Consider the following 26,552-nt stretch of genomic DNA (forward strand, 5'->3'; position numbering starts at 1 on the left):
GCCTACGCAGGCGGGTTGCCGACGCCGAGGAGGAGGCGCAGGGCCGCGTTCCGGAAGGGGGCGATGCCCGGGGTGTGGACAGCGCGGTTCATGGCCGCCGCCGCGCGGGCGATCCGCTGCGTGGGGCGGCGGCGCAGCGCGTCGTAGGCGGCGAGGGCGTCCTCGACGTGCCGGTGGACCGCGAGTTCGCGGGCCAGCGTGACGCCGTCGACCAGCGCCTCGCACGCCCCGCGGCCGAGGTCGGGCGTCATCGCGTGGGCCGCGTCGCCGATCAGCGCCACCCGCCCGCGCACGTAGCTCGGCAACGGCCGTTCCAGGTCGCACAGGTCGTGCCGCAGCACGTCCTCGCCGCCCGCCTTCTCGACCGCGTCGAGCACGCGCCGCACGTCCGCGTGCCAACCGCCGAAGGCGGTGCGCAGTGCCGCCGGATCGCCGCCCTTGGCGACGGCCCGCCAGGGCGCCCGGACGCAGGCGAACCAGTTCGTGCGGCCCTCCTCGTGCGGGGTGATGCCGAAGCGCGAGGCGTTGCCCCAGGTCTCCGACGCGTGTTCGGTCGCGCCGTCGACCGTGCCGCGCCACGAGGTGACGCCCGTGTACCGGATGCCGTGGGCGTCGCCGAAGAGCGCCTGCCGGGCACGGCTGCCCAGCCCGTCGGCGGCGATCACCACGTCGTGGGCGCCGCCGGCGAGGGTGACGTCCGGGACCTCGGCGTCGAAGCGGACGACGCCGTCGGGCAGCAGGCCGGCGAGCGTGCGGAGGAGGGTCGGCCGGGCGACGAGGCGGACCTGGTCGTGCGTGCCCGAGCGTGCGGACACGTCGACGGACGCGATGCGGCGGCCGTCGGGCCGCAGCAGGGCACCGCCGCGCTGCACGTGTCCGCGCGCGCGGATCTCGTCGCCGGCGCCGACGGCGTCGAGAGCCCTCAGGGCGCTGGGCCACATGCCCAGCGTGGTGCCGGTACGCGGCAGGCCGGCGGCACGTTCCCGCACCTCCACGTCCCACCCGTCCTGGACCAGCCGTGCCGCGCAGGCCAGCCCGCCGATGCCGCCGCCGATGATCAGTGCGCTCCGCGTCATGGACCCCACCGTACTACGTTTATAGTAGAGCAGTGGCGTGGCGGGCCGGCGCCCGTAGAGTTCTCCGTTCCGGGGGAGATCGGTACACGGAGGGAGACGAGGCGACGATGGGCGGCGGCCGCAGACGAGAAGTCCTGGACGCAGCCGTGGAGGTGCTGGCCACCGGGGGACTGCGCCGGCTCACCTACCAGGCGGTGGACACGACGGCGGGCGTGCCGCCGGGCAGCACCTCCAACCACTTCCGGAACCGCGAGGCACTGCTCGACGGCATCGTGGCGCACCTCGAAGCCCTGGACCGCGAGGACTGGGAGCGCGGCGTCGGCACCCTCCCGGCCGCGCCCACCGGGACCCCGGCACCCGACGACCCCTCGGTCCCGGACGGTCCCGAAGAACTGGCCACCGCACTGGAGGGGCTCGTCCGGCACCTGGTCGGGCCGGGCAGGCACCGCACCACCGCCCGGTACGCCCTCACGCTGGAGGCCATCGCGCGCCCCGCGGTCGGCGAGGCGCTGCGCCGCGGCCACGCCTCGCTCCTCGACTGGGGCGCCCGCGTCCTCAAGGCGATGGGCTCCCCCCAGCCCGAGGAACACAGCCGGGCCCTGGCCGCCCTGCTCGAAGGGCTGATGTTCCAGCAGGTGGCCCTGCCGGAGGACGGCTTCGACCCGCTGCCGAGCATCCGTACGGCGGTGCGCGCCATGCTCCCCGAGTCGGCGGGCGACGCACCCGGCGGCCGTGCCGGAGCGGCCCCCGCCACGGCCTGAGTTCGCCGGCCTGAACACGTGGCTGGGCCATGCCGCCGGTCCTCTCCCCGAAGGGCCGCGCGACGGCAGGTCGCCGGCCATGCGGACGTGCCCGCGTGGAGCCGTACCGGCGCCCGAGCCGGACGGGCCGCCGGGCGCGGCGACTGCCGGCGGCGGCTGTCAGGGGCGGCGCGCATACTGGCCCCATGGGCTCCGGCCGTCGCAGCGCCACGACCGCTGCCGCACCGACCGCGCCCCCGGCGCTGGGGGGCACGTACGAGTTCGCGCGCGCCCCCCGCACCCTCGGCGCCATGGTGGCCTCGACGACCGGGTACCGCAGCCGTGGCGCCACACCGCAGCTGCACCGCGGGCTGCCGTCCCCCCACCTCACGCTGATCTTCTCCCTCGAAGGCCCGGTGGTGGCCGGCGAGTCTCCCGAGCACGCCCGCTCGGCGGACGCGTACCGGACCGAGATCGTGCTCGGCGGCCTGCACCAGCGGCCGGCGTACGTCGTGCAGCCGTCCCACGAGGAGGGCGTGCAGCTGGCGGTGCACCCGCTGGCCGCGCGTGCCCTCTTCGGCATGCCCGCGGCCGAGCTCACGCAGCTGGCGGGCGACGGCGGAGACGTACTCGGCGCGCGGGCCGTGGAGATCCGCGAGCAGCTCGGCGAGCAGTCCGGCTGGGCGGAACGCTTCGCGACGCTGACCGCGTACCTGCGACGACAGGCGGAGGACGCCGGACGGCGGGCCGAGGTGCGCCCGGAGATCGCGGAGGCCTGGCGCTGGATGGCCTGGCACGGCGGCGCGGGCTCGCTCGACGGCATGGCCCGGCACGTCGCGCTCAGCCGGCGGCAGCTCACCACCCTCTTCCAGCGCGAGGTGGGGGCCGGGCCCAAGCAGGTCAGCCGGCTGATGCGGTTCGAACGGGCGCAGCGCGCCGTGACGGAGGCCGTCACCGCGGGGCGGACGCCCGACCTGTCGCGGATCGCCGCCCGCTGCGGCTACTTCGACCACTCGCACCTGGTGCGGGACTTCCGCCAGTACACCGGACTGAGCCCGACCGGGTGGATCTGCGAGGAGCGCCGGAATATCCAAGCCGGAGGGCACCGGAACGGCCAAGAGTGGGACGCATGAACGCACAGCACACCGGCACCGAGACCGGCACACCGCAGACCGGAGAGCCCACACCTCAGGCCCCCGCGCCGACCGTCTGGCCCACCCTCGCGGCGCGTGACGCGCTCGGCCTGATCGACTTCCTAGTGGAGAAGATCGGCTTCCACCGCACCGCCGTCTACACCGACGGCGACCGGGTCGCGCACGCCCAGCTCAGCTGGCCCGAGGGCGGCGGCGTGATGCTCGGCTCCCACAAGCCCGACGGCGAGTGGAACGTGACGCCCGGCACCTTCGGCGCCTACGTGGTCACCGACGATGTCGACGGCCTGTACGCACGGGTCAAGGCGGCCGGGGTCACCATCGGGCGCGACCTCACCGACCAGGACTACGGCAACCGCGACTTCACGATCACCGACCCCGAGGGCAACCTCTGGTGCTTCGGGGTATACCGCGGCGAGCCCGTGCCGCCGGCCGGGCAGGGCTGAGGGCCGGGGCGACGGCGGGAGCACAGGCCGGGCTGATCCGGCGGGCCGGGCCGGGCCGTTCGGGACGGTCCGGCCCACCCGCTGGTCAGGCCGGGCTGCCGTTCGGCCGGATGCCCAGCGGCTCACCGATCTCCGCGGCCATCACCGCACCAGCCTCCGCCTCCAGCTCACCGTCGTAGCTCTCGGTGTCGCTGTCGGTGTCCAGCCCGTCCAGCGCACCCAGCGGCTGGTTCAGCCGCACGTGCGCCACCAGCGACTGGAGTGCCCGCAGCGACGCCGAGGCGGCCGTACCCCAGCTGGTGAGGTAGGAGAACTGCCACCACCACAGGGCCTCGCTGACGCGACCCGCGCGGTAGTGGGCCATGCCGTGCCGCAGGTCGGCCACGATGTTCGCCACGTCGTCGGAGATCCGGCAGGCCACCGGAGCCTTGTGCGGCTCGTACGGGTCGAAGACCTCGGTGTAGACGTCGACGTGCTCCAGCAGGCCCGCGAGGCGCTCGCGCAGCTCGTCCACGTCCGCCTCCGGACCGATGTCCGGCTCGTAGCGCTCCTCGGGAACGATGTCCTCGTGCGCGCCCAACCGGCCCCCCGCCAGGAGCAGTTGAGACAGCTCCAGCAGCAGGTACGGGACGGCGCTGTCCGGCTCGTCGCCCTTGGCGACCTCCACGACCGAGACGAGGAAGCTCTCGACCTGGTCGGAGATCTGCACGGCGAAGTCGTTCGGGTCGTCCTTGATCGAGTTGAGCGTGGCGTCAGACATCCAGCGTTCGCCTCCCCTCGAAGGCCCGCCCCAGCGTGACCTCGTCAGCGTATTCGAGATCCCCCCGACGGGGAGGCCGCTGGCCAGGCGGGTGACCTTGAGGCCCATCGCGGAGACCAGGCGCGCGAGGTACGTGGCCGTGGCCTCGCCCTCCAGATTGGGGTCGGTGGCCAGGATCAACTCCGTCACCGAACCGTCCGCGAGCCTGGTCATCAGCTCACGGATACGCAGATCGTCCGGGCCCACGCCCTCGATCGGACTGATCGCCCCGCCCAGCACGTGGTACCGGCCGCGGAACTCCCGGGTCCGCTCGATCGCGACGACGTCCTTCGGCTCCTCCACCACGCAGATCAGCGCGGGGTCGCGGCGCGGGTCCTGGCAGACCCGGCACTGCTCGGCCTGCGCGACGTTGCCGCAGACCGCGCAGAAGCGGACCTTCTCCTTCACCTCGGTGAGGGCCGACGCGAGGCGCCGGACATCGGTCGGCTCCGCCTGGAGGATATGGAAGGCGATCCGCTGCGCGCTCTTCGGACCGACGCCGGGCAGCCTGCCCAACTCGTCGATGAGGTCCTGGACCACGCCTTCGTACACGGATGCCTGCTCTCACTCCCCGGGAACCGACTCCCGGCTCTGCCGTACGCCGTACGGTAGTCGCCCGCGGCCCGCGGCTGCTACCGCATCGGCGGTTGTCGTACCGGACCGCCGCAGGTCACCCGGGCGGCCCGGGGCACGCTTCACGCAGGGGGCGTCCGGCGTGGCACCGAAGCGGAGGACCAGGAGGGGACGACGCGGCGCCCACGCGGCGGTGCCGCCGGCACGGACGCGCGTACGTCACCCCGTGCGGCCGTCAGAAGGGCATGCCCGGCATGCCACCCAGCCCCTGTGCCAGCGGGCCGAGCTTCTGCTGCGCCAGCTCCTGGGCCTCGTTGTTCGCGTCCCGCACGGCGGCGACCACCAGGTCGGCAAGGGTCTCCGTGTCCTGCGGGTCCACGGCCCCGGGATCGATCACCAGACCCTGGAGCTCACCGGAACCATTGACCGTCGCCTTGACCAGACCACCGCCCGCCGACCCCTCGACGTGGGCCTGCGCGAGCTCCTCCTGCGCCGCCGCGAGGTCCTGCTGCATCTTCTGCGCCTGCTGCAGCAGCTGCTGCATGTCGGGCTGGCCACCACCGGGAATCACGACTGGCTCCTGGTCGTCGAGGACATGTGTACGCGCCCGAGCCTACGTGTTCGGCGCCGCGTTCGCGGCCCTCCCCACCAGCCGCCCGCCGACGCCGCGCCCCCGCGCCCGGAGCGGGCACGCCGACTCGGTGGGCCGACTCCCCCGCGCGACCCCGCACCCGGCCCGGACTGCAGGTGGCGTGGCGCACGACCCGCTGCACGGCCCGCCCGGGAGACTCATCCGGCTGACCGGCACGAGCCCGTCAGTCGTGCGGGATCTCCTCGATCACCGTGGCGCCCAGTTCGCGCACGATCAGGTCGTAGCCCGAGAGGGCGCTCTCGTCGAGGTCGGCGTCGTCGTCCGCCGGCATGTCGTCCTCGATGGACGAGGGTGGAGCCGCAGGTGCCGCCACCGGTGCCGACGGACGGGGAGCCGCGCCCGCCTCCGCTCCCGCCGGCGCGGTCTGGGCGTACGCCAGGGCTTGGCGCGCGCCCACCGACGGGGATGCGGCCGAAGCGCCACCTCCCCCTCCGGGACCCGCGCCGTCACCGGCGCCGGGTGGTGGGGACGGGTGCGGGACCGCTCCCGCACCGGGGCCCGGCGACGTACCGCCGCCGCCCCACCCGGAACCACCTGCGCCTCCGGGCCCTCCGTGGCCGCCCTGCCCCGGTCCCGGCCCCCGGCCGCCGCCGCTCGCCGGTCCGGAACCGGCGCCGCCGGACGGATCGACGACCGCTTCGACCTTCCACTGCACGCCGACCGCGTCGTTCAGCGCCTGCACGAGCACCTCGACGCTGCCGCCGTTCGCGAAGCTGTCCCGCGCACCGGAGGTGGAGAACCCGACCTGGAGCGTCGTGCCGTCGAAGCCGACGACCTGGGCGTTCTGGCTGAGGAGGATCCAGGTGAAGCGGCGACGGTTCTTGACCGCCTCGAGGATCTGCGGCCACAACTGCCGCACCTGAGCCGCGCCCTGCGCGCTGTCCTGGGACGGCGCCTGAGGCTGCTGGGACTGCTGCGGCTGCTGCCCCGCCCCAGGTGGCTGGGACTGCTGCGGCTGTGCTGCGGGCGGCCCGGCCGCCTGCCCCTGCTCCGGGGCGGCCTCGGCGGACGGGGCCGTGGAGCCCGCACCCCCTCCCGCGCCGGGCCACTCTCCCGGTCGCCGCTCCGCCTGCTGCTTGGGCTGCTGTGGCTGCCGTGGTTCCTGAGCGCCCTCGGCGGGCCCGGTGCCCGTCGGCCACGCGCCGGGACGCCGTGCCGGCGTCCCGGCGCCCGGGCCACGCGCCCCCGGGCCACCGGCCTCCTGCGGCGCCGTGCCCCCAGCGGGGGAGGCACCGGAGCGGCGCCCCTGCTGCGGGCCTGCGGCGGGTGCGGCTCCGACCGGCCACCCGTCGGGGCCGACCTCCCCCTCGTCCGCTTCGGCCGCCTGGGCGGGCTGCCCCGACGCACCGCCCTGGTGCACCGGTCCCTGCGGCGCGTGCGGCTGCGGTGCCTGCCCGCTCGGGGCTTCCGCCTGCGGCGGCCCCGCGGCCGGACCGCCCAGCGCGGCACGCGCCGCTGCCGGCCCGGCCACTGCGGGCGCTCCCGGCGCACCGCCCGCCGCGGCCGGTGCGAGGCCCGCCACCGGACCACCGGCCCCCGCCACCGTGGCGCCGCGCTCCAGTCGGTCCAGGCGCGCCTGCACCGACTGCTCGTCCGCGTACGTCGCGGGCAGCAGCACGCGGGCGCAGATCAGCTCCAGTTGCAGCCGCGGGGAGGTCGCACCCCGCATCTCGGTCAGGCCGCTGTTCACCAGGTCCGCCGCACGGCTCAGCTCCGCCGCGCCGAACTTCCGCGCCTGGTCGACCATCCGCTCCACCACGTCCACCGGCGCGTCGATCAGCCCCTTCTCCGCCGCGTCCGGCACCGCCGCGAGGATCACCAGGTCACGCAGACGCTCCAGGAGGTCGGCCACGAAGCGGCGCGGGTCGTGGCCGCCCTCGATCACGCGGTCCACGATCTCGAAGGCCGACGCCCCGTCGCCGCCCGCGAACGCCTCCACGACCTCGTCCAGCAGCGCGCCGTCCGTGTAGCCGAGCAGCGCGGTGGCCATGGCGTACGTCACGCCGTCCTCACCGGCCCCGGCCAGCAGCTGGTCCATCACGGACATCGAGTCACGTACGGATCCGGCACCCGCGCGCACCGCGAGCGGCAGGACGGCCTCGTCCACCGGGATCGCCTCACGCTCGCACACCGCCGACAGGTAGTCCCGCAACGTCCCGGGCGGCACCAGCCGGAACGGATAGTGGTGCGTACGCGACCGGATGGTGCCGATGACCTTCTCCGGCTCCGTCGTCGCGAAGATGAACTTGAGGTGCTCCGGCGGCTCCTCGACCACCTTCAGCAGGGCGTTGAAGCCCGCCGGGGTGACCATGTGCGCCTCGTCGATGATGTAGATCTTGTAACGACTGGAGGCCGGCCCGAAGAACGCCTTCTCGCGCAGCTCACGGGCGTCGTCCACACCGCCGTGCGAGGCGGCGTCGATCTCGATCACGTCGATCGACCCGGGCCCGTTGCGCGCCAGGTCCAGGCAGGACCGGCACCCGCCGCACGGCGTCGGCGTAGGGCCCTGCTCGCAGTTCAGGCAGCGGGCGAGGATGCGCGCGCTGGTCGTCTTGCCGCAGCCGCGCGGCCCGCTGAAGAGATACGCGTGATTGACCCGGTTGTTGCGCAGCGCCTGCTGCAGCGGGTCGGTGACATGCTCCTGCCCGATGACCTCGGTGAAGGTCTCCGGGCGGTAGCGGCGATACAGAGCGAGGGACGACACACCCCGACGATATCGGCCCCCACCGACATCACAGGAACCCCGAGGACACAGCGGCGCGCGGACGCCGTGACCAGAACGCAAGGCGCCCCTCACGCACCCGCCAGAGCCCCCCTACCCTTGCTGCCTTCCGGCCCTGGGGGAGTTCAGAGAGTTAGCGCCACGTGAGGGGCTGCGCTCAGCCTACCCGATGCCCCGAGCTGCGAACGAACCGCCCACCCATCCCTCCGGACCCAACCGGCCGACTCCGCGGAGCGGGTTCGCGAGCACCCCTCGACGTCTTGTATGGTTTGCGGCGGAGGATTCGCCTAGTGGCCTAGGGCGCACGCTTGGAAAGCGTGTTGGGGGCAACCCCTCACGAGTTCGAATCTCGTATCCTCCGCCCAGCCTCACCGGGCTGAACGTAGGGCCCCACCGCTCCGGCGGTGGGGCCCTACGTAGTTCGTGGTCTCAGTTCTGGCCTCGCCTTCTACCGACTTTCGATCACATTTCAGACATGCGGACTCGACATCGACTACACGGCGACGAGACGCACTCTCTCGCCACAGAGCTTTGACATGTCGTCGATGTCCGAGGTGAACATGACGATCGGGCGGCGCTGACGCAGCGCCATCTCGGCCACGGCGGCGTCGATGGCGTATTCGTGACCATGTAGTCCGGCGTTGCCCAGCATGACTGAGGCGGCCCTGGCCTCCTCGTCCCCGATGTGCACGATCCGCATGCCGGACAGGGCCCACGCCAGCCGCACCTTGTCGGTCCGGCGATGCACCGCTTCGATGATGGTGAGTGCGCTGATAACCACCTCCATGCCTCGCTTGCGGGCTTCGGCGATGAGGGCGACGACGGGTTCGTGATCACTGACGAACTTCGACAGCCCCTCGCAGTCGAGAACGAGGGTGCCTTCGTGGCTCAGCTTGCGGCGGGCCACTGCCCCTCCTCGGCGAACACCTCGTCGAAGACCTGGCGTGCCCGCTCCCGCTCGCGCTGGGAGATCGCCCCCTGACGGCGTTCGTAGTCGGCCAGGTATTCATCCAAGATCTGACCACGCAGCTCGCGCTCCACGGCTTCGGTGATGAACGCGGAGAACTCACGCTTGCCGACTCGTAGGCGGATCGCCTCCGCCGTCCCCTCGGGGAGGGAGAGACTGACCCTGGTGGCCGGCCCCTCGCCGACGCCGTAAGGAATCTCGCTCACGCAGCCAACATTATCAAACAAGTAGGAATCCGCCACGGTCTCGGGCGGGTCCGGCGTTGCTGAAACGGTCGAGGTGGCTGAATCCCGGCATGCGCCCCTCTTGCTCACTTGTTCGCGCTCCCCCGCCCGGCCCTACCGTCCTCCGGCTCATGCCACGAGCACTTCTTCGTCGAAGCCTGGCAACCAGGGCGGCCTTCCCAAGTCCTTCTCCTCGCCTCGAAGGGCACCCACAGCAGCGTGCACCAGGTGCACAAGCAGCTCAGCACGGCCAGTGCCCATGTGGCGTCAGTGCATTTCGGGCCCTACGGCACAGTGCCGTACCTACTCATCGGCACCGAAATCCCTGCGTCCGAGAGCCTCGCCGTGCACGTACTTGGAGCGCCGGGCACGACCGCCCTCCACCCACCCCAAGAGACATCAGCAGCCGACCTGAACCTCGCCCTGGAGCAGGAGAATCGATGGGCCGACGTCGCGCGGCCCACGGATCCCGGCGAGACGACCATCCCCGGGTTCCAGGTACTGCCTGACTCCTTCGCCCGGTTCAGCGCCGTGCTGGCACGGAAAGAAGCAGCCACACTCATGGCCTTCACCCAAGAACCAAGGGCGGCGCCACTTCCAGCATGACGTCCATGCCAACACAGTCCGGCTGCGAGATGCCGAGCACCGCATTCACGGCATCGACTTCGTCGGCACCGACCACATCTACCGGCTGAACGGAACGCGCGTGGAGGCGTTCTCCGGGCTCAGTAGGAGCCTGTACATGAAGCTCCACCATGGGCGCGTCAACGAGTACCGACACGAAGTGCACGCCCTGCGAGGGCAGTGGCCGGACCACAGCACGTCAGGGCAGTGGAACGCGGTTTCCGTCCGCGCCGACGGGACAGTGATGGCGATCCGGCTCCGGGGCGAGTGACCCGAAGGGCCAGCGGCAGCTGCCGACCGGCCCGGGAAGGTGGCTACACCAGGCTGGCCAATCTGAGTCAGTGCTGATGGGTGGGTAATCGGGCGGTCGCGGCTGCGCAGCCTCGGCGGTGCGGTCCCGGTGGTCTCCTTCCTTGTCTCATTCACCCCCGTCCAGCTCCGTCCGAACCGCCCCCAGCCATCGCTGCGCTACAGATCAGGATGCATGCGCGCAGCTACGGACCGGCGGGCGGAGAGTTGGAAAGCGTATTGGGACAACCCCTCACGAGTTCGAATCTCGCATCCTCCGCCCAGCCTCACCGGGCTGAACGAAGGCCCCGGACCGGTTCGCAGGTCGGAGCCTTCGTCGTGTTCGGTGAACGGCAGCCGGCTTCACGGCCGTCGGCGGCGGCGACCTCTCGCACCGTCGTGTGCGCCCCGCACTGCGCGTTCTAGCGCAACTTCTCCCACTTCGGGCTGAGCGCGACGTCCCGCAGCTGCTGCATCGTCAGCGCGGGTGTGTCGCGGCCCGGCTCGGCGTGCGCGGCACCGTTGTTGAAGGCGCTGATCACGACGCGGAAGCCGTCGGAACCGGGCCGCAGGGTGTCCACGGTCCACATGACGACCCCCGGAACCCGGTCGTCGCCCGGCCCCTGCCGGGTGGCGACGAGCGTGCCGTCGGGAAGGGTTTCGGCGGATGCGAAGAGTTCGTCGGCGACGTCGTCCATCCCGTGCTGCACGTTGATCTGGACGAGGCTCCTTCCCCGCCCGTCGTCCACGACGACGTAGGCGTACTGGGAGTCCTGGTGCCCGCGCTCGACCACGTCCATCTTCCCGGGAAGCAGTTCGGCGAGCGTCCTACCCACCTCGTTTCCCGATGCGCCCGGTGGCGGAGGGTCGTCCGGGAGGCTCTCCGTGGGGGTCGGCCCGGGGTCTTGCGGAACGGCGTCCACCACGTCGCGCCACACGTCGGCGGTCACGATCTCCCGCAGCTGCTCCGGCGTCAGTGGAGGGTTCGCGCGGCTGACCGGCGCGCCCTTCTGCGCCGGGGCGTTCCACTCGTCGACGGACACGTACTGTCCCTGAGGCGTGACCAGGCCCGCCGACCACCACTTGGTGTCGACACGCCGGTCCGGATACTCGTAGCCCTGGAACAGCATGAGCCGCGAGCCGTCGGACAGCCGGCTACTGCTGCAGTCGTCGTGCGGGGTGAAGGTCGGGTCCGGGCACGTCGTCAGCTCCTCGGCCCGCGGGCTGTCCGCGTCGACCCGGCTGAACCCCACCGCGATCGCGGCGGCACCGTCACCGTCGTCGTACACGAGTCGCGCGGTCGGCCCCAGCTCGGCATCCGTGCCACGGGCGCTCTCACCGCTGAAGCGACCACCGTCCGGGAGGACGTCCCGCAGTTCTTGCAGGAGGGCGTCGCCGGTGAAAGACGTGGGGGCGGCTGAGGCCGGGGAGGTGGGCGTGGCGGAGACGGCGGACGAGGGAGCGGCGGAGGGGGAGCCGCTCGACGCCACGTTGACGGGCTCGGGCTCCGACGCGTCGCCCGTGGGCAGCACCGCGCCGGCCACGCCGATCAGCGCCACGCCTGCCACGCCGACCAGCACGCCTGCCCGGCGTCGCAGCAGGATCGTCCTGCGTCCACGGGACCGTCCGCCGGCGACGAGCGCCTCGTGGTCGGTCTCGAAGCCGTGCGCGGCCTCGCGCAGGGCGGCGACGACCCGGTCGTCGGACGGATCGTCGTGAGGGTTCTCGGGCATGGCCAAACCACCCTTTCCGGGGGATGAGTCGAATCGAGCACGAAGGCGGAGCCGGCGACGGTCGGTGTCAGCGTCCGGCGTACTCCGACAGGTCCTCGCTCAGCAGCTCCCTGAGCCGTCCGAGCGCCCGCACGCAGCGCGTCCGCACGGCCGCCGAGCTGACGTCGAGCACGTCGGCGGTCTGGGCGACCGAACGGTCCTCCCAGTAGCGGAGGACGAGGACGGCCCGGTCCTTCACCGGCAGCCGGGAAAGTCCGTCCATCAGCGTCAGCCGCAGCGAGGCGTCGCCGTCGGCGGCGACGCCCCGGTCCGGCAACCGGTCCGTCACCCGCTCGCCGCTGCTGTGCCGGCGGCGGTGGGCGAGGAACGTCCGGGTGAGCACGGTCTGCGCGTACCCTGCCGGGTTCTCCGCGCGGGACACCCGCCCCCAGCGGACGTACAACCGGCCGAGGGTCTCCTGCACGAGGTCCTCGGCCAGGTGCGTGTCGCCGGCAGTGAGCAGACACGCGGACCGGTAGAGGTGCCCCGCTCGCGCTCGCGCGAACTCGGCGTACTCGTCCGAGCGTCTCTGCCTCATCTACGACTCCCCCGTGTTGCCGCTCGCCGTGTGTGGGTCTTCACCTTCTTGATGCGTCGGGGCGCCGGAAATGTTTCACCCGGGATCCCGTGGACGCTCCGGTCGAGGTGACGCCCCAGCCCCGGGGTGTACGGCGCCGCGGCGCGGCGGGTCGCCGGAACGGGTCGCTGTGCTTGTGTGCGAGCCGATCCGGGGGGACGCTGGAGGGCATGCCTGCGGTGGAACGCCGGAAGCGTTCCACAGGAGCGAGGTAGGCGCTATGAACGTACCCGACCAGCACCGGAGCGATCACCACCGGCTGGCGGACCCGTCCACCGCCCGCCGGGTCGCCGTGATCACCCTCGGTGAGGCGGACGTGGTGACGGGCTGGAGTCCCGGCGCCCGGTACCTCCTGGGCCACCTCGCCGACCAGGTCGTGGGCGTGCCCGTGGGACGTCTCATCGCCTCCGACCCCGGGGTCCTGTCGTCCGTCACGGAGGAGTGGGACGGCGACGTCACCCTGCGGCACGCGAGCGGGCGCCTGCTGACGGTGCCCGTACGGGCGTGCCGCCTCTCCGGCGAAGGCGCGGGTCAGCGGGCATTGCTGATCGCGCCGCCGGAGGACGACGGCCCGCAGGACCCGGCGGACGGCACGCACCACGTCACACGCGACGTGGCCCACGACGTCGCGGAGGTCTTCGCGCTCCCCGACGGCCCGGCCATGCTGGACTGGCTGTTCAGCGCGTCCCCCGTGCCGCTCACGGTGTACGACACGGACCTGCGCTGCGTCTGGCAGAACACCGCCATGAGCAGGATGACCGGCACCTCCCAGTGCGAACGCCGGGGGACACGGCCGGGCGACGTCCTGACCAGCCCGGACATCGGCCGGTGGGAGGCGTCCATGCGCCAGGCGATGCGCAGCGGCACCGACGCGGCCCCCTGCACGATGCACGCGCGCACGTGGGCCGACCCGGACCACGACCGCGTCCTGCTGGCCACCGCCTCCCCCCTGCGGGGCAGCGCGGGCCGGATACTCGGCGTGTGCGCCACCGTGCACGACGTGACCGAACCGCACGCCTACCGGGAACGGCTGGCCCTCCTGAACGAAGCCGGCGCGCGCATCGGCAGCACGCTCGACCTGAGCATGACCGCCCAGGAACTCGCCGACGTGCTCGTGCCCCGGCTCGCCGACTTCGTGAGCGTCGACCTGCTGGAGCCGCTGCTCCGCGGCGACGAACCCGGCCCGGTCGTCACCGGCGTCACGCTGCGTCGCATGGCGCACCAGTCCGTGAACGAAGGCGCCCCGGAGGCCATGGCCGCGCCCGGCGCCGTGGACACGTACCCGCCGTCCTCGCCCCCGGTCCGCTGCCTCGCCGAGGGCCGCCCGCTGCTGCTCAGGTGCAGGGACTCCCGGGTCAGCCGGTGGTTCGCGGACGACCCGGCGCGGGCCGAGCGCGCCGAGCGGTACGGCTTCCACTCGTGGCTGCTCGTCCCCATCCGCGCACGGGGCGTGACCCTGGGCCTGACGGTGTTCTGCCGCTCCTGGCCGAGCGAGCCGTTCGAGCACGACGACCTGCTCCTCGCCGAGGAGGTGGTGACCCGTGCGGCCATCTCGCTCGACAACGCCCGCAGCTACACCCGCGAGCACACCGCCGCGCTCGCCCTCCAACGGAGCCTGCTCCCCCGGGAACTCCCGCGCCGTCCCGCGCTGGAGGCCACCTTCCGGTACCTTCCCGCGAGTTCCCAGTTCGGCGTCGGCGGCGACTGGGTCGACGTGATCCCCCTGTCAGGCGGCCGCGTCGCCCTGGTGGTCGGCGACGTGGTCGGCCACGGCATCCACGCCGCCGCCACCATGGGCCGCCTGCGCACGGCCGTACGCACGCTCGCCGACGTGGACCTCGCCCCCGACGAGCTGCTGGCCCGCCTCGACGACCAGGTCACCCACCTCGAAGCCGGAGAGGTGGGCGAACCGGAAGGGTCCGACACCTCGGAGGCGACGGCGAGCTGCCTGTACGCCGTGTACGACCCCGTCACCCGGAACTGCTCCGTCGCCTCCGCCGGCCAGCCGCCCCCGGCACTGCTCACCCCGGACGGCGATGTCACGTTCCCACCTGTCGAATGCGGCCCCCCGCTGGGAGGTTGCGGCCTCCCCTACGTGACCAGCGAGCTGCGCCTGCGGGACGGCAGCGAACTCGTCCTCTACACCGACGGGCTGATCAGCACCCGCGCCGGCGAGATCGACGAGAACCTGGAGCGGCTGCGTCACGTGCTGGCCGGTCCGGCCTCCTCCCTGGACGCCCGCTGCGACGCGGTCGTCCGGGCTCTTTTGCCGGAGCCCCCGGAGGACGACGTGGCGGTGCTGATCGCCCGCACCCATGCCCTCGACGAGGACCGGGTCGCCACGTGGGACGTGCCCGCCGACCCGGCGGTCGTCGCCGACGCCCGGTCCTGGGCCACCCGCCGGATGGCCGCCTGGGGACTGGAGGACTTGGCCTGCGTCACCGAACTGGTGGTGAGCGAACTCGTCACCAACGCCATCCGCTACGGGACTCCCCCCATCCAGCTCCGGCTGATCAAGGACAACGCCCTCATCTGCGAGGTCTCCGACACCAGCAGCACCGCCCCGCACCTGCGCCGCACCCCGGTCTTCGACGAAGGCGGACGCGGACTCCTCCTGGTGGCACAGCTGACCCGGCGCTGGGGCAGCCGACACAACCGCGACGGCAAGACGATCTGGTGCGAACAACCCGTTCCTCCGGAGGCACGCGCCGCCTGACGCCCCGTCCGGCGGCGGCTGCTCGGGGTGTTCGAGCTTCCGCTTCGGCTTCGGTCTCCGCCTAGGATCTCCGTTCGTGGACTGGGTGGGGCGCGTCGGGGAACCGCGGCAGTGGAGCGCGAACGGGGTGCGTGCGCCGCACAAGCCGTTGCTGCTGCTGTACGCGCTGGGGCGGTTCCAGGAGGACGCGGACGCGGGGCTGCGGTACTGCGCCGTGGAGAACGACCTGAAGCGGCTCCTCGCGGAGTACGGCCCCGCGCACCGGACGACGCCGGCGTACCCGTTCCACCATCTGGCCGGCGACGGGGTGTGGGAGGTGCGCACCGACGACGGGCAGGGCAGCCCCGGCGCCCGGGTGGCGCGCTGCACGCGTCGGGGGCGTGCGACGGGCCGGACGCGGTCGAGAACGGTCTCTGCCTGTGCTCGCTGCATCACCGGTTGTTCGACAAGGGGGTGCTCGGCGTCGGCGAGGGCCGGGAGGTCATGGTGTCCCAGCACTTCGTCGGACGGGGACGAGCGGCGCGGGAGCAGGTGCTGGAGCTGGCGGGACGGCCGCTGATCGGGCCGCAGCGCGGCGCGGCGACGGTCGCGGCGGACCACCGCAACTGGCACGCGCGCAACGTGTTCCGCGGCGCGCCCCGGCAGGCCGTACGCGCCGAGTAGCGGTTCCGCCGACCGGGGCGGGGGTACCCGCAGTCGCGTGATGTGGGTCGGGACGTCCGGGTGGCAGTACCGGGACTGGCGCGGAGTGCTGTACCCGGAGCAGGTGCCGCAGCGGCTCTGGCTGGAGGAGTACGCGCGGCGGTTCGCCACGGTGGAGAACAACTCTGCCTTCTACCGGCTGCCCACCACCGAGACGTTCGCCGGATGGCGGGAGCGGACGCCGGAGGGGTTCGTGATGACCGTCAAGGCCAGCCGGTATCTCACGCATCTCAGGCGGTTGCGGGAGCCGTCCGAGCCGGTGGCGCGGCTGATGGGCCGGGCCGTGGAGGGGCTGGGCGACCGGCTGGGACCGGTGCTGGTGCAGTTGCCGCCCGGTTTCCGCGCGGACGTGGACGCGCTCGACGCGTGCCTGCGGTGCTTCCCGCGCGGGGCGCGGGTGGCCGTCGAGCTGCGGCACACCTCCTGGTGGGAGGAGCGGCATGCCCTGCGGGCGGTGCTGGAGCGCCACGACAGCCCGCTGTGCTGGGCGGACCGCGTGTCGCGTCCCGTCACCCCGCTGTGGCGGACGGCGTCCTGGGGGTACGTGCGCCTGCACGAGGGCGCGGCACGACCGTGGCCGCGGTACGGCCGGCAGGCGCTGCGCGCCTGGACGGAACGGATCGCGGACGCGTACGCCGACCGGGACGACGTGTTCGTCTACTTCAACAACGATCCCGGCGCCGCGGCGGTCCTCGACGCCGCCCACTTCGCCCGGACCGTTGCAGCCGCGGGCCGCACGACGACGCCGGTTCCCGCGTCCGTTTCGTGAGGTGGGCCTGCACGGAACGGGCCCTTCACCCCGTCGGCAACCGCGGCCGCCGCGTCCGCGTCTCTACCCGAGATCGTGAACTTCGACGAGAGGGGGCGGACGTGGCGCTGTTCGGGAACGCACACACCATCGACGCGGGGAAGGCGCAGCAGGACTACGGGCGGCTGCTGGGGAACGGCGAACGGGTGCACGTGGCGTACCAGTTGGTCCGGGACGTCATCCTCTTCACCGACCGGCGGCTGATCCTGGTCGACAAGCAGGGGATCACCGGCAAGAAGACCGAGTACCACTCGGTGCCCTACCGGAGCATCACGCACTTCTCGGTGGAGACGGCCGGCACCTTCGACCTGGACGCCGAGCTGAAGATCTGGCTCTCGGGGAGCCCGGCGCCGATCGAGAAGACGTTCACCAAGGGCGTCGACATCTACGAGGTGCAGGCCGTCCTCACCCAGTTCGTGGCCCGGTAGCCGCAGTCGCCCGCCCGCCCCGCTGCCGCGGCGCCGGGAGGAAACCGGATGCCGCGGGGCGCGGGCCGCTCCAGGGCCGCGGGGGACGTTCTGGAGAGCCGAGTGCGGCCGGCGGGGGGCGTGTCGGCCGGAGGGGCGGGATGCGTGCGGTACCGCGAGTTGGGCGCGAGCCGAATGACGGTTTCTGAGACCGGGTACGCGCCTGGGGCATCGGCGCATCCGGCTGGGTGCGCAACGTGGCGGTCAGCGTCGGAGCGCGCCGGCTGCCGAGAAGCTCGCGGTACTCCGGAAGCACCGGTGGCCGCGCAACTTCTGCTCCTGAGCGGCGGACTCCGGGACCGCCTGCGCTCCCTGAGCGTCACCCCCGGCCGCGCCGCTCGGGCAGGCGGTCAGGGGCCGGCGACGAGGCGGTTGGCGGCGGCGGCCTTGGCGGACTCCAGCAGCGCGAGGAGCACGTTCTTGCTGGAGCTGCGGTGGCGGACGTCGCACATGATGACCGGCGCCGGGGTGCGCAGGTTGAGGGCGGTGCGAATCTGGTCGGTGCTGAACTCGCGGCGTCCGTAGAAGCAGTTGACACCCACGGCGAAGGGGATGCCGCGCTGCTCGAAGAAGTCCACGGAGGCGAAGCAGTCGCTCATCCGGCGGGGGTCGGCGAGGACGACGGCGCCGATGGCGCCGAGCGAAAGGTCGTCCCACATGAACCAGAAGCGGTCCTGGCCGGGAGTGCCGAAGAGGTACAGGACGTGGTCGGCGTCCAGGGTGATGCGGCCGAAGTCCATGGCGACCGTGGTGGTCTTCTTGTCCGGCGTGCCGGCGAGGTCGTCCACGCCGAGGCTCGCCGTGGTCATGTACTCCTCGGTCTCCAGTGGGGCCACTTCGCTGACCGAGCCGATCATGGTGGTCTTGCCGACGCCGAAGCCGCCCGCGATGAGGATCTTCAGTGCCGTCGGCATCGCGACGGGGCCATCCATCCGGTCAGAGTTCGCGTATACCACGAATGACCCTTTCCAGTAGTTCCACGCTCGGTGCGCCGGACTCCGTGCCGGGCACCTTGATGGTGATCATCGATCTGTCGAGCAGGTCGCCGCAGAGCACCTTGACGACGCTCGGGGGGAGGTCCAGGCGGGCGGCGACCTCGGCGACCGCCAGCGGCCGCTCCCGGCAGAGTTCGAGGATGGCCGCCGACTCCGACTGGTCCACGTACCCGGGCGGCAGCATCGAGGGTCCGGTGGCTCTGACCAGCGTGATCAGGGTGAAGTCGGACCGGTCGTGGCTGGTGCGTCCCTGGGTGACCGTGTAGGGCCGAACGAGGTAGCCGGCCCCCTCGTCGAACCACGGCCTGTCCTTCGGAATGCTCAATTCCCCCTGCTGTGCCCGTGGGAGGCGACCTCCGTGCGTGGTGCGGCACTGAGGTATTCCCCGACCTTCTGAACGATCATCGCCATTTCGTAGGCGGCTATCCCCGCGTCCACCTGATCCGATGCCAGGACGGCCAGTCGGGCACCGTATCCGGCATTGGTCACGAAGAGGAAGGCGTTGTCCATCTCGATCACGGTCTGCCGGACCTGGCCACCGGAGAAGTGGCGGGCGACGCCGTGCGAGAGGCTCTGCAGTCCGCTGGCGACCGCGGAGAGGTGCTCGGCGTCGTCACGGGCCATGCCCTCCGACCAGGCCAGCGTCAGACCGTCCTGGGAGAGCAGGATGGCGTGGTGCACTTCGGGAACACCGGCCACCAGATTGTTGAGAAGCCAGTTCAGGTCGCCGCTGGCGGTGGGCTGGGTCATCGTCGTGTGTTCTTCCTCAAGATTCCTGGGAACCGGTGCCGTACTCCGGCCTGTCCATCGGCGCCTCGTGACCGCCGGCGGGGGGTGCCGGCGTCGAGGGCGTGGACGACGAAGCGGGCGATGGGGGCGGAGGGGGCGGAACGGGCCGCGTGTTGCGTGCACGCCGGTTGGCCGACTGGATCGCGCCGATGGCCGCGCCCGCCCTGTCGGGGGACGGCGGGCCGGCGCTCTCCGGCGACTCGTTCGGCGAACGGCGCAGCGGAGCGGCGAGGTTCTCGCCCCGGACCCGGGTCGGGAGGGTCTTCGGCATGGCGATCCCGTCCGGCCCGGGAGGGCTGTCGGCAGAGGCGGCGGAGGGCTCGGGAACCCGCTGGGCCGACGGTGCGGAGGTGCGCTGGGGAAGGGGAGGCGGAGGCGGCGCGGCGGAGGTACCGCTGCCGTGGTCGGGCCCGCGGCCGTGGTCGCGGCCGTATTCGGGTGCGGCGCCGGGGCCGTGCCCGGGTCCGTCCTCAGGACCCGGGTAGAGGCCGGCACCGCCGGACATGCGGGCGGAACCGTGGCCGTAGCCACCGCCGTAGGCGCGGTCGCGACCCTGCTCGGGGCCCTGCCCGGACGGAAGTCCGGGGGTGTGCCCGGCGGTCCGGGCGTAGGCGGGTTCGAGCGAGGGGCCGGAGCCGTACGAGGCGGCGGGGGCCGGGGCGTGTGGTGCGGGTGCCGGATCTGCGGCCGGGGGCTGCTCGGAGCGCGCGGCCGCCTCCGATATGCCCGCGTCCGCGGCCGGTTCGTCAGTGCTTGGCAGAAGACCTGCACCTCCGTACGAGGGGAAGCCGTCGCTGTCGTCGCTCGCGGACGCCACGGCGGCCATGGTCATGCCTGATCCGCTCCCCGCCCCCGCGGGTGCCGGACCGGCGGATGCCGCTGCGGCCGGGGCCGGGAAGGCCGGGGCCGAGGCGGCGGCGGGGAGCACGGAGGCTGCCGCCGGTTCGGCGGGCAGCGTCGTCTCGCTCACCGAGGAGGACGCGCCCAGGAGCCCGGCACCGGCCGGCATCGGCCGGTCGGCGCTCTCCTGGCGCCGGTCCACGATGCTGGACAGCAGCGACTTGGTCTCCTCCAGCAGTTCGTGCGGCAGCAGCACGATGGCCAGCGTGCCGCCGTAGTGGGAGCGGCGGAGGGAGACTTCGAGGTGGTGCCGGCGGGCGAGGCGGGCGACCACGAAGAGGCCGAGGCGCGGAGTCTCGCCCAGCGACATCATGTCGAGGCGGGGCGGCTCGGACAGCAGCCGGTTGATGTGGGCGTACTTGGCTTCCGGCATGCCCAGGCCGCGGTCCTCGACCTCGAGGGCGAGGCCGTTGGCGACGTGGGAAGCGCTTACGGAGACCTTGGTCTCCGGCGGGGAGAAGGCGGTGCCGTTCTCGATGAGTTCCGCGAGCAGGTGCACGACGTCGGCGACGGCCGGACCGACCAGGGACACCTGGGGGGCGGGCTGGGCGTCGACGCGGCGGTAGTCCTCGGTCTCGGATATCGCGCTGCGCAGCACTTCGTAGATCGGGACGGCCCGGCTCCAGCGACGCACGGGCGGGGCGCCGCCGAGGATGACCAGGTTCTCGGTGTGCCGGCGGACGCGGGTGGCGAGGTGGTCGACCGCGAAGATGTCCTTCAGCAGGTCGGAGTCGTGATGCTTGCGTTCCAGCTCGTCCAGCTTGGGGATGAGACGGGAGATCAGCACCTGGGTGCGGCGGGCCAGTCCGAGGAACACCTGCTCGGATCCCTCGCGGCCGCGGGCCTGCTCGGCGAGGGTGTCGCCGACGGATTTGCGCAGCTGGTGCAGCGCGTAGGCCATGGCCCCGACCTCGTCGTCGCCGTGGCTGCGGTCCGGAGCGGGCTCCTCGGGGAGCTTCTTGTCGCCGGTGGTGAGCTGCCGTACGAGCTGCGGCAGTCCGGTTCCGGCCAGTTCCACGGTCTCCTGGTGGAGCCGGTGGAGGCGGCCGGTGAGGCCACGGGAGTACCGCCAGACCAGCAGGCAGGTGGTGATGAGCACGGCGCCGGCGACGATGCTGCCGATGGCGACCCACATCACCAGCTCGTCGGCACGCGCCGGGTTCTCCTCGGTCTGCCGTTCGACGACCAGCGCGGTGGCCGCGAACGCCCAGAGCCCGACGAGAACGATGACAGGCGTCACTGTCAGCAGGACGAGCGAGTGTGTCAGGGACTTACCGTGCACGGCTCTGTGTGCCGTAGGCCTACTTGACAAACCTGGCATCTGGGTCCTCGTGCGAAGGTGTCAGCAAGGAGTTTCAGTGGATTCCGCCCACGCCAAGCGCCTTTCGCGCAGCGTCGGTTGACCGGTCATCGTCGCGTACCGACTGACTGCCGAACCGTATCAGGGTCGTAGTGCGCCTTCGACAGTAAGAGGAGAGCTCGGTAGACGGCGGTCCCATTCGCCCGGATAGCGACGGCGCGCGGACACAACCGGTGACGCATGTGTGTACGAACGACGTCGTCCGCTCACCTTCCGTTCACATGGCTGCGAGCAGTTGCGGGGTGTAGAGCGCCTTGATGGTGGCGGCTCCGGCGACGATGTCGAAGTAGGTGGCGGTGAGCTCCGCGTCCTTGGCGACGGCGCGCAGCAGGGTGAGCCGCTGATCGTGCACCTCCAGCCGGGCGGCGGACAGCGTGCCCTGGTAGCCGTCGTTCAGCGCCTCGTCGCGCTCGAGCGCATAGCCGGTGAGTGCGGCGTCCAGCCCGGCGGGATCGTGAAGGTCGGCGCCGACGTGCCGGACCAGGCACTCGGCCTGGAAGAAGGCGTCGCTGATGCCGCGCGCGGTGATGGAGTCCTTGTGGTGACCGGCGTCGCCGACCAGGGCCCAGCCGGGGCCGGCTGCCTGCCGGAAGTAGTTCTGCTGGTCGCCGGTACCGCGCAGCCGCTCCATCGGCAGCCGGCCGCGCAGCCGGTCGGCGAGGGCGGGCGCGGTGGTGCGTATCTGCTCGAGGTAGGCGCGCTGCGCGTCGGTGCGCACCTCGTCGAAGCGGTCCTGCGGGAAGTAGGCGAGCACCAGCGTCGCGGCATCGTTGGTGGGGACGGCGGCCACCCAGGCGCCGGGACGCTCGTACAGCTCGAAGCAGGCGGGGACGTCGTCCCAGTAGGAGTAGTACGCGCAGGTGAGGCGCGGGTCCTCGACGGTGAAGGGGGACTCGACGAGCCGGGCGACGGTGGAGCGCATGCCGTCCGCGCCGATGACCAGCGGCGCGTGCTCGGTGAAGCGCCGGCCCCCGTAAGTGCCCTGCACACCGACGACGCGTCCGGTCTCGTCGTGCAGGAGGGCGTTCACGGAGCAGCGTTCGCGGACCTCGACGCCTGCTTCGGCCGCAGCCTCCACCAGCAGGGCGTCGAGCACGCGGCGGCGTGGAGCGTAGCCCGCACGCTGGCCGTCGACGCCGTGGCCGCAGCCCTCCAGGCGGACGTCCGCGACCTCGTAGACGGCCCGTTCCAGCGGCGGGCAGCCGGTGGCGCGCAGCCGGTCGAGCAGACCCCAGCGGGCGAGCGTGGCGACGCCGGGCTGGTGGATGAGGTGAGTGGAAAGGGTGTCGGACGGGAACTCCGCCCGGTCCATCAGCAGCACCCGGTATCCGGCGCGGGCGAGCAGCATGGCCGTCGGGGAGCCCGCGCAGCGGGCGCCGACCACGATGGCGTCGAACATGTACGGCCTCACAGGTCTTCGGGGCGTGCTCACGGGGGCGTGCTCACAGTGCTCTCGCGGTTCACGTGGTCCGCCCGGGCTTCACCGGGCCGTCGGCACGGACTGCCCGACCCGGGCGAGCACCGCGTGGCGGTCGATCTTGCCGTTGGTGTTGTGCGGCATCTCGGCCAGCACCTCGATACGCCGGGGCAGCATGTACTCCGGCAGCCGGCCGCGCAGTCCGGCGAACAGGGTGTCCGCGTCGAGACCGGTGCCGGTGACGGCGGCGACCAGTTCCTGCTGGCCGTCCGGTCCGGGGACGGCGACGACGGCGGCCTCGGTCACACCGGGCCGGGTGCGCAACGGGCCCTCGACCTCGCCGAGTTCGATGCGGTAGCCGCGGACCTTGACCTGGTGGTCGGTGCGGCCGAGGTGCACCAGCCCGAAGTCCTCCCGGGCCACCCGGTCGCCGGTGCGGTACCAGTGCGCCTCGGTGAGCGGCCCGCTGCCGTCGTACGGGTGGACGGTGCCGTCGTCGTCGATGGCGAGGAAGCGTCCGGCGTCGTCGGCGGCGTCCAGGTAGCCGGGGAAACGCTGCGGACCGCGTACCAACAGCTCCCCGACGTCGCCCGGCCGGCCCTCCTCGTCGAGCACCACGACCTCGGTGGTGGGGTACGGCTCGCCGATCGGCATGGTGCCGTTCGGCGTCTGGGGCCAGTCCTCGACACTCGGGCCGGGGCGGTACTGGGTGCAGGAGATGGTGGTCTCCGTCGGCCCGTACAGCACTTCGAGGGTGGAGCCGGGCGCGGCGGCCTGCCAGGCGCGGGCCAGCGGCGCGGGCAGCGCCTCGCCGCCGAAGATGCTCCAGCGCAGGTCAGGCATGCTGTCCGGGCGCAGGGTGCCCAGCCTTGAGGCGAACGACGCGATCGCGGGCACCGAGAACCAGTGCGTGAGGCGGCGGGAGTTGACGAACTTCACCGGCGCCATGAGCTGCGCCTGGGTGGGGACCACCAGGGTGCCGCCGGAGGCCCAGGCGACGAACAGGTCGTGTACCGAGCCGTCGAAGGTGAGCTCGAAGGACTGGGAGAGCCGGGAGCCCGGCCCGATGGCGTACCGCTGCGCGACGTGCGCCAGGTGGGTGCAGATGTTGCGGTGCAGGACCGGCACGCCCTTCGGAGTGCCGGTGGAGCCGGAGGTGAAGATCACGTACGCCACGTCGTCCGGTCCCGCCGGTCCTGGCTCGGCGGCGACGGTGGCGACGTGGTCGGCGCCGGGAGTGACGTCGTCCCGGTCCAGGACCAGCAGCGGTACGCCGGTCTCCTTCCCGGCCTCGGCGTCCTCGGCGACCGTCAGGTCGAGGCCGGCCGCCCCCGCGACGGCCGCGTTGCGGCCGGGCGGGAAACCCGGGTTGAGCGGCACCACGGTGGCGCCCGTGCGCAGAATCGCGAGGTAGCCGACGTATGCGGCGACCGTGCGGCCGGCCAGCAGGCCCACCCGGCGGGGCGGCGCTCCGGCGGCGGCGGTGAGACGGGCGGCGGCACGGTCGGCGAGATGCCGCAGCTCGGCGTACGTCAGGCGGTCGTCGCCGATCTCCAGGGCGATGGCGTCGGGGTGGGCGGCCGCCGCACGGGAGAAGACCTCGTAGAGCGTTCTCGGTGCGGTGGTGCTCGCGATGGTGCTCGCGGCGGTCATGCGGCCTTCGCCTCCAGGCCGGAGATCCACGCGCGGAAGGCGCGCACGGTGCGCAGCTCCGCCAGGTCTTCGATGTCGACCTCCAGCCCGTGCTGTTCGGCCAGCTGGAGCACGATGCCGAGGCGGGCGAGGGAGTCGATGCCGATCTCCGCGAGCTGCGAGTCGTCCGAGTAGGCGGTACGGGCGTGTTCGCGCAGCACCCGGCCGGCGAGGTCCGGCGTCTCGCCGTCCACGTCCAGGTCGGGGGTCTCGCCCGCCCAGTAGCGGCGTGTCTGCCAAGCGTAGTGCGGCAGCGGCACGAAGCGTCCGGTCTGCGGGAACACCTCGGCCCAGGGCGGGAGTACGCCGGCCCGGTACTGCTCGGCGGCGGCCTCCAGCAGCTCCCGGCGCTTGACGTCGGCGGACCGCAGGCCCAAGTAGCGCTCCGCCATGCTGGCCAGTGCGCCCTTGCGCCGCTCCTGGCCGGCCGGCGGTTCGGCCGGCGGGACGGCGTCCGGCACGGCGGCGACCTGGAGTGCTTCCGCCAGTTCCTCGTGGGTGGCGCCGATCACGGCGATCCGGTGCTGGTGGTGTTCTCTGCGGGTGGCGGCGCTGAAGCAGACGTCAGCCAGGGGAAGGACCGAGCCGCGCCCGCCGGGGGACAGGTAGCGGACGTACGCCTCGCCGAGGTCGGCGAGCGCCTGCGGCGAGCGCGCGGACACGACGAGCAGCTGTGGCTCGGCGCCTTGTTCCGGAGCGGGCGCCAGCGCCGGATCGATCGCACGGGTCTGGCCCTGGCTGAGCACCAGGTGGGCGTTGAGGCAGGACGCGCCCTGACCGGAGACACCGGCCAGCAGCGGCCGTTCGCGGCCGGAGAGGTCCTGCGCTTTGGCGGGCAGCTCCAACGGGAGTTCGTCCCAGGGGACCAGCGGGTTGGGGGTGTCGAAGTGCAGGTTTCCGGGGACCTGCTCGTGCTCCAGACACAGCACGGTCTTGATGAGGCCGGCGATGCTTCCGGCCGCTTCGGCGTGCCCGATATTGGTCTTGACCGATCCGACCAGGCAGGGCCGCTCCGCGGGCCTGCCCTCGCCCAGGACGCGGCCGAGCGCACCGAGTTCGAGGGGGTCGAGTGAGGGCGAGCCGGTGCCGTGCGCCTCCACGAAGTCGATGTCCGCCGGATTCACCCCGGCATCCTCGTACGCCCACCGCAGTACGTCCAGTTGCCCCTCGAGGGAAGGCAGCAGAAGCGAGTCGCCGGTGCCGCCGTCGTTGCCGACGGCGCTGCCGCGGATGACGGCGCGGATCCGGTCGCCGTCGGCGAGCGCGGCGGCCAGCGGCTTGAGGACGACCACGCCGACCCCGTCGCTCGGCGAGTAGCCGTCTGCGCCCGCGTCACCGAACTTGCTGCGTCCGTCGCGGGCGAGAGTGCCGGCCTGGGTCATCATCACGCCCTCGTCGGGACGCAGCGGGATGTTGACGCCTGCGGCAAGGGCGAGGGGTATTTCCCCGGCGCGCATCGCCTGCACGGCGGAGTGCACGGCGGAGAGCGACGAGGAGCAGGCGGTGTCGACCAGGATGCTGGGGCCGCGCAGGTCGAGGGCGCGGGAGACGCGTCCGGGCAGCAGGGGGCGGAAGTTGTGGAAGTACGAGGGCGCGACGGCCTCGAGGCCCTGACGGAACTGGATCTCCAGGTAGTCGGCCCGGGTGTTGCCGACGTAGACGCCGGTGCGGCTCCCCGCGAGATCGCCGGCGCACTGGCCTGCGTCCTCCAGCGCCTCCCAGGACGTCATGAGCAACAGGCGTGCCTGCGGGTCGAGTTCGGCGGCCTCGGTGGGGGACATGCCGAAGAACTCGGCGTCGAAGTCGCCGGCCCCTTCGACGTAGCCCGCCCGGCGGGCGGCGAGGGTACCGGGCTCGGACCCGGCGGAGTAGAGGGCTTCGACGTCGTAGCGTTCCGCCGGGGTCTCGCTCGTCGCGTCGATACCGGCCTCGAGTAGTTCCCACAACCGATCGGCGTCCGCCGCACCGGGGAACCGGCAGGCCAGGCCGATGACAGCCACGGAGCGCTCATCGACATCTCCTGCGGACCTGCCACCCATCGGAACTCTCCTTCACTGCGTTGTGTGCTTGTTTCTTGACCGGCCGTCGACAAGCG

The 26,552-nt window shown here is 72.6% G+C and carries 22 protein-coding genes, 1 tRNA gene, 1 other RNA gene and 2 pseudogenes; 9 read left to right on the top strand and 17 right to left on the bottom strand.

The features are described from left to right. Positions 1-2: 2 nt before the first annotated feature. Complete coding sequence (locus E4198_RS11595) at positions 3-1,076, bottom strand: FAD-dependent monooxygenase (RefSeq protein ID WP_136183086.1); 1,074 nt, start codon at positions 1,074-1,076, stop codon at positions 3-5. 107 nt (positions 1,077-1,183) lie between these two features. On the opposite strand from E4198_RS11595, the gene E4198_RS11600 reads away from it, so the two are divergent. The 3 genes from E4198_RS11600 to E4198_RS11610 all read left to right on the top strand — a co-directional run bounded on the left by E4198_RS11600 (position 1,184) and on the right by E4198_RS11610 (position 3,413). Continuing rightward, positions 1,184-1,837, top strand: a complete 654-nt coding sequence (locus tag E4198_RS11600; RefSeq protein ID WP_136183087.1) for a TetR/AcrR family transcriptional regulator — start codon at positions 1,184-1,186, stop codon at positions 1,835-1,837. 185 nt (positions 1,838-2,022) lie between these two features. Continuing rightward, positions 2,023-2,949 carry a helix-turn-helix domain-containing protein gene (locus E4198_RS11605; protein ID WP_247597639.1) on the top strand — a complete coding sequence of 309 codons (927 nt, stop codon included), beginning with the start codon at positions 2,023-2,025 and terminating at the stop codon, positions 2,947-2,949. Then, positions 2,946-3,413, top strand: a complete 468-nt coding sequence (locus tag E4198_RS11610) for a VOC family protein (RefSeq protein WP_136183088.1) — start codon at positions 2,946-2,948, stop codon at positions 3,411-3,413. The genes E4198_RS11605 and E4198_RS11610 overlap by 4 nt, the downstream gene beginning before the upstream one ends. A gap of 85 nt (positions 3,414-3,498) precedes the next feature. Here E4198_RS11610 and E4198_RS11615 read toward each other — a convergent pair whose 3' ends face one another. The 5 genes and pseudogenes from E4198_RS11615 to ffs all read right to left on the bottom strand — a co-directional run bounded on the left by E4198_RS11615 (position 3,499) and on the right by ffs (position 8,314). Beyond that, on the bottom strand, positions 3,499-4,173 hold the full coding sequence (locus E4198_RS11615) for a DUF5063 domain-containing protein (RefSeq protein WP_136183089.1): 675 nt from the start codon (positions 4,171-4,173) through the stop codon (positions 3,499-3,501). Next, a pseudogene (gene recR / locus E4198_RS11620) lies at positions 4,166-4,764 on the bottom strand (recombination mediator RecR). The gene E4198_RS11615 and the pseudogene recR overlap by 8 nt, the downstream one beginning before the upstream one ends. Before the next feature lie 256 nt (positions 4,765-5,020). Next, positions 5,021-5,356 carry a YbaB/EbfC family nucleoid-associated protein gene (locus E4198_RS11625; RefSeq protein ID WP_078529457.1) on the bottom strand — a complete coding sequence of 112 codons (336 nt, stop codon included), beginning with the start codon at positions 5,354-5,356 and terminating at the stop codon, positions 5,021-5,023. Positions 5,357-5,600: 244 nt separating this feature from the next. Then, positions 5,601-8,141: a DNA polymerase III subunit gamma and tau gene (locus E4198_RS11630; RefSeq protein WP_136183090.1), complete on the bottom strand. Its 2,541-nt coding sequence runs from the start codon at positions 8,139-8,141 to the stop codon at positions 5,601-5,603. A 78-nt stretch (positions 8,142-8,219) separates the two neighbouring features. Continuing rightward, positions 8,220-8,314, bottom strand: an RNA gene (ffs, locus tag E4198_RS11635) — signal recognition particle sRNA small type. 121 nt (positions 8,315-8,435) lie between these two features. On the opposite strand from ffs, the gene E4198_RS11640 reads away from it, so the two are divergent. Continuing rightward, positions 8,436-8,520, top strand: a tRNA-Ser gene (locus tag E4198_RS11640). Between the two features lie 132 nt (positions 8,521-8,652). Here E4198_RS11640 and E4198_RS11645 read toward each other — a convergent pair. Together E4198_RS11645 and E4198_RS11650 are read right to left on the bottom strand one after the other, a co-directional pair. Beyond that, positions 8,653-9,066 carry a DNA-binding protein gene (locus E4198_RS11645; RefSeq protein WP_136183091.1) on the bottom strand — a complete coding sequence of 138 codons (414 nt, stop codon included), beginning with the start codon at positions 9,064-9,066 and terminating at the stop codon, positions 8,653-8,655. Further along, the gene (locus E4198_RS11650; protein WP_136183092.1) at positions 9,048-9,332 is read right to left on the bottom strand and encodes a hypothetical protein; all 285 of its coding nucleotides are present in this window, start codon (positions 9,330-9,332) and stop codon (positions 9,048-9,050) included. Before E4198_RS11650 ends, E4198_RS11645 begins: the two co-directional genes overlap by 19 nt. A gap of 246 nt (positions 9,333-9,578) precedes the next feature. Here E4198_RS11650 and E4198_RS25420 point away from each other — a divergent pair, with 246 nt between their 5' ends. Continuing rightward, on the top strand, positions 9,579-9,956 hold the full coding sequence (locus tag E4198_RS25420; protein WP_247597640.1) for a hypothetical protein: 378 nt from the start codon (positions 9,579-9,581) through the stop codon (positions 9,954-9,956). 728 nt (positions 9,957-10,684) lie between these two features. Here E4198_RS25420 and E4198_RS24865 read toward each other — a convergent pair. Together E4198_RS24865 and E4198_RS11665 are read right to left on the bottom strand one after the other, a co-directional pair. Then, a complete protein-coding gene (locus E4198_RS24865; protein WP_168711419.1) occupies positions 10,685-11,995 on the bottom strand; it encodes a hypothetical protein in 1,311 nt (436 codons plus the stop codon). A gap of 67 nt (positions 11,996-12,062) precedes the next feature. Continuing rightward, positions 12,063-12,572: a SigE family RNA polymerase sigma factor gene (locus E4198_RS11665; RefSeq protein ID WP_136183093.1), complete on the bottom strand. Its 510-nt coding sequence runs from the start codon at positions 12,570-12,572 to the stop codon at positions 12,063-12,065. 259 nt (positions 12,573-12,831) lie between these two features. On the opposite strand from E4198_RS11665, the gene E4198_RS11670 reads away from it, so the two are divergent. The 4 genes and pseudogenes from E4198_RS11670 to E4198_RS11685 all read left to right on the top strand — a co-directional run bounded on the left by E4198_RS11670 (position 12,832) and on the right by E4198_RS11685 (position 17,265). Further along, on the top strand, positions 12,832-15,327 hold the full coding sequence (locus E4198_RS11670) for a SpoIIE family protein phosphatase (protein ID WP_136183094.1): 2,496 nt from the start codon (positions 12,832-12,834) through the stop codon (positions 15,325-15,327). A gap of 76 nt (positions 15,328-15,403) precedes the next feature. Continuing rightward, positions 15,404-15,990, top strand: a pseudogene (locus E4198_RS11675) (HNH endonuclease). 40 nt (positions 15,991-16,030) lie between these two features. Then, positions 16,031-16,798: a DUF72 domain-containing protein gene (locus E4198_RS11680; protein ID WP_136183095.1), complete on the top strand. Its 768-nt coding sequence runs from the start codon at positions 16,031-16,033 to the stop codon at positions 16,796-16,798. 101 nt (positions 16,799-16,899) lie between these two features. After that, positions 16,900-17,265, top strand: coding sequence for a PH domain-containing protein (locus E4198_RS11685; RefSeq protein ID WP_027765309.1), 366 nt, complete (start codon positions 16,900-16,902; stop codon positions 17,263-17,265). 389 nt (positions 17,266-17,654) lie between these two features. Here the strand turns inward: E4198_RS11685 and E4198_RS11690 are convergent, their stop codons facing one another. The 7 genes from E4198_RS11690 to E4198_RS11720 form a co-directional block, all read right to left on the bottom strand. After that, positions 17,655-18,218, bottom strand: a complete 564-nt coding sequence (locus E4198_RS11690; protein ID WP_247597641.1) for an ATP/GTP-binding protein — start codon at positions 18,216-18,218, stop codon at positions 17,655-17,657. Positions 18,219-18,240: 22 nt separating this feature from the next. Then, positions 18,241-18,624, bottom strand: coding sequence for a DUF742 domain-containing protein (locus E4198_RS11695; RefSeq protein WP_027765312.1), 384 nt, complete (start codon positions 18,622-18,624; stop codon positions 18,241-18,243). Next, positions 18,621-19,049 carry a roadblock/LC7 domain-containing protein gene (locus E4198_RS11700; RefSeq protein ID WP_027765313.1) on the bottom strand — a complete coding sequence of 143 codons (429 nt, stop codon included), beginning with the start codon at positions 19,047-19,049 and terminating at the stop codon, positions 18,621-18,623. Before E4198_RS11700 ends, E4198_RS11695 begins: the two co-directional genes overlap by 4 nt. A gap of 16 nt (positions 19,050-19,065) precedes the next feature. Next, positions 19,066-21,228: an ATP-binding protein gene (locus tag E4198_RS11705; protein ID WP_168711420.1), complete on the bottom strand. Its 2,163-nt coding sequence runs from the start codon at positions 21,226-21,228 to the stop codon at positions 19,066-19,068. A gap of 337 nt (positions 21,229-21,565) precedes the next feature. Continuing rightward, entirely contained in the window at positions 21,566-22,747 is a 1,182-nt protein-coding gene (locus tag E4198_RS11710; protein WP_136183098.1) for an FAD-dependent monooxygenase, read from the bottom strand. Positions 22,748-22,828: 81 nt separating this feature from the next. Next, positions 22,829-24,418 carry an amino acid adenylation domain-containing protein gene (locus E4198_RS11715; protein WP_136183099.1) on the bottom strand — a complete coding sequence of 530 codons (1,590 nt, stop codon included), beginning with the start codon at positions 24,416-24,418 and terminating at the stop codon, positions 22,829-22,831. Next, positions 24,415-26,457, bottom strand: a complete 2,043-nt coding sequence (locus E4198_RS11720; RefSeq protein WP_247597642.1) for a type I polyketide synthase — start codon at positions 26,455-26,457, stop codon at positions 24,415-24,417. Before E4198_RS11720 ends, E4198_RS11715 begins: the two co-directional genes overlap by 4 nt. Positions 26,458-26,552: the final 95 nt, after the last annotated feature.

Source organism: Streptomyces sp. RKND-216 (assembly GCF_004795255.1).
GTDB classification, from domain to species: Bacteria; Actinomycetota; Actinomycetes; order Streptomycetales; family Streptomycetaceae; genus Streptomyces; species Streptomyces hazeniae.

Excerpts from the sequence above, each read along its gene's own strand:
- E4198_RS11595 (WP_136183086.1), bottom strand. The coding sequence starts at position 1,076 with ATGACGCGGAGCGCACTGATCATCGGCGGCGGCATCGGCGGGCTGGCC.
- E4198_RS11600 (WP_136183087.1), top strand. The coding sequence starts at position 1,184 with ATGGGCGGCGGCCGCAGACGAGAAGTCCTGGACGCAGCCGTGGAGGTG.
- E4198_RS11605 (WP_247597639.1), top strand. The coding sequence starts at position 2,023 with ATGGGCTCCGGCCGTCGCAGCGCCACGACCGCTGCCGCACCGACCGCG.
- E4198_RS11610 (WP_136183088.1), top strand. The coding sequence starts at position 2,946 with ATGAACGCACAGCACACCGGCACCGAGACCGGCACACCGCAGACCGGA.
- E4198_RS11615 (WP_136183089.1), bottom strand. The coding sequence starts at position 4,173 with ATGTCTGACGCCACGCTCAACTCGATCAAGGACGACCCGAACGACTTC.
- E4198_RS24865 (WP_168711419.1), bottom strand. The coding sequence starts at position 11,995 with ATGCCCGAGAACCCTCACGACGATCCGTCCGACGACCGGGTCGTCGCC.
- E4198_RS11665 (WP_136183093.1), bottom strand. The coding sequence starts at position 12,572 with ATGAGGCAGAGACGCTCGGACGAGTACGCCGAGTTCGCGCGAGCGCGA.
- E4198_RS11670 (WP_136183094.1), top strand. The coding sequence starts at position 12,832 with ATGAACGTACCCGACCAGCACCGGAGCGATCACCACCGGCTGGCGGAC.
- E4198_RS11680 (WP_136183095.1), top strand. The coding sequence starts at position 16,031 with ATGTGGGTCGGGACGTCCGGGTGGCAGTACCGGGACTGGCGCGGAGTG.
- E4198_RS11690 (WP_247597641.1), bottom strand. The coding sequence starts at position 18,218 with ATGCCGACGGCACTGAAGATCCTCATCGCGGGCGGCTTCGGCGTCGGC.
- E4198_RS11700 (WP_027765313.1), bottom strand. The coding sequence starts at position 19,049 with ATGACCCAGCCCACCGCCAGCGGCGACCTGAACTGGCTTCTCAACAAT.
- E4198_RS11710 (WP_136183098.1), bottom strand. The coding sequence starts at position 22,747 with ATGTTCGACGCCATCGTGGTCGGCGCCCGCTGCGCGGGCTCCCCGACG.
- E4198_RS11715 (WP_136183099.1), bottom strand. The coding sequence starts at position 24,418 with ATGACCGCCGCGAGCACCATCGCGAGCACCACCGCACCGAGAACGCTC.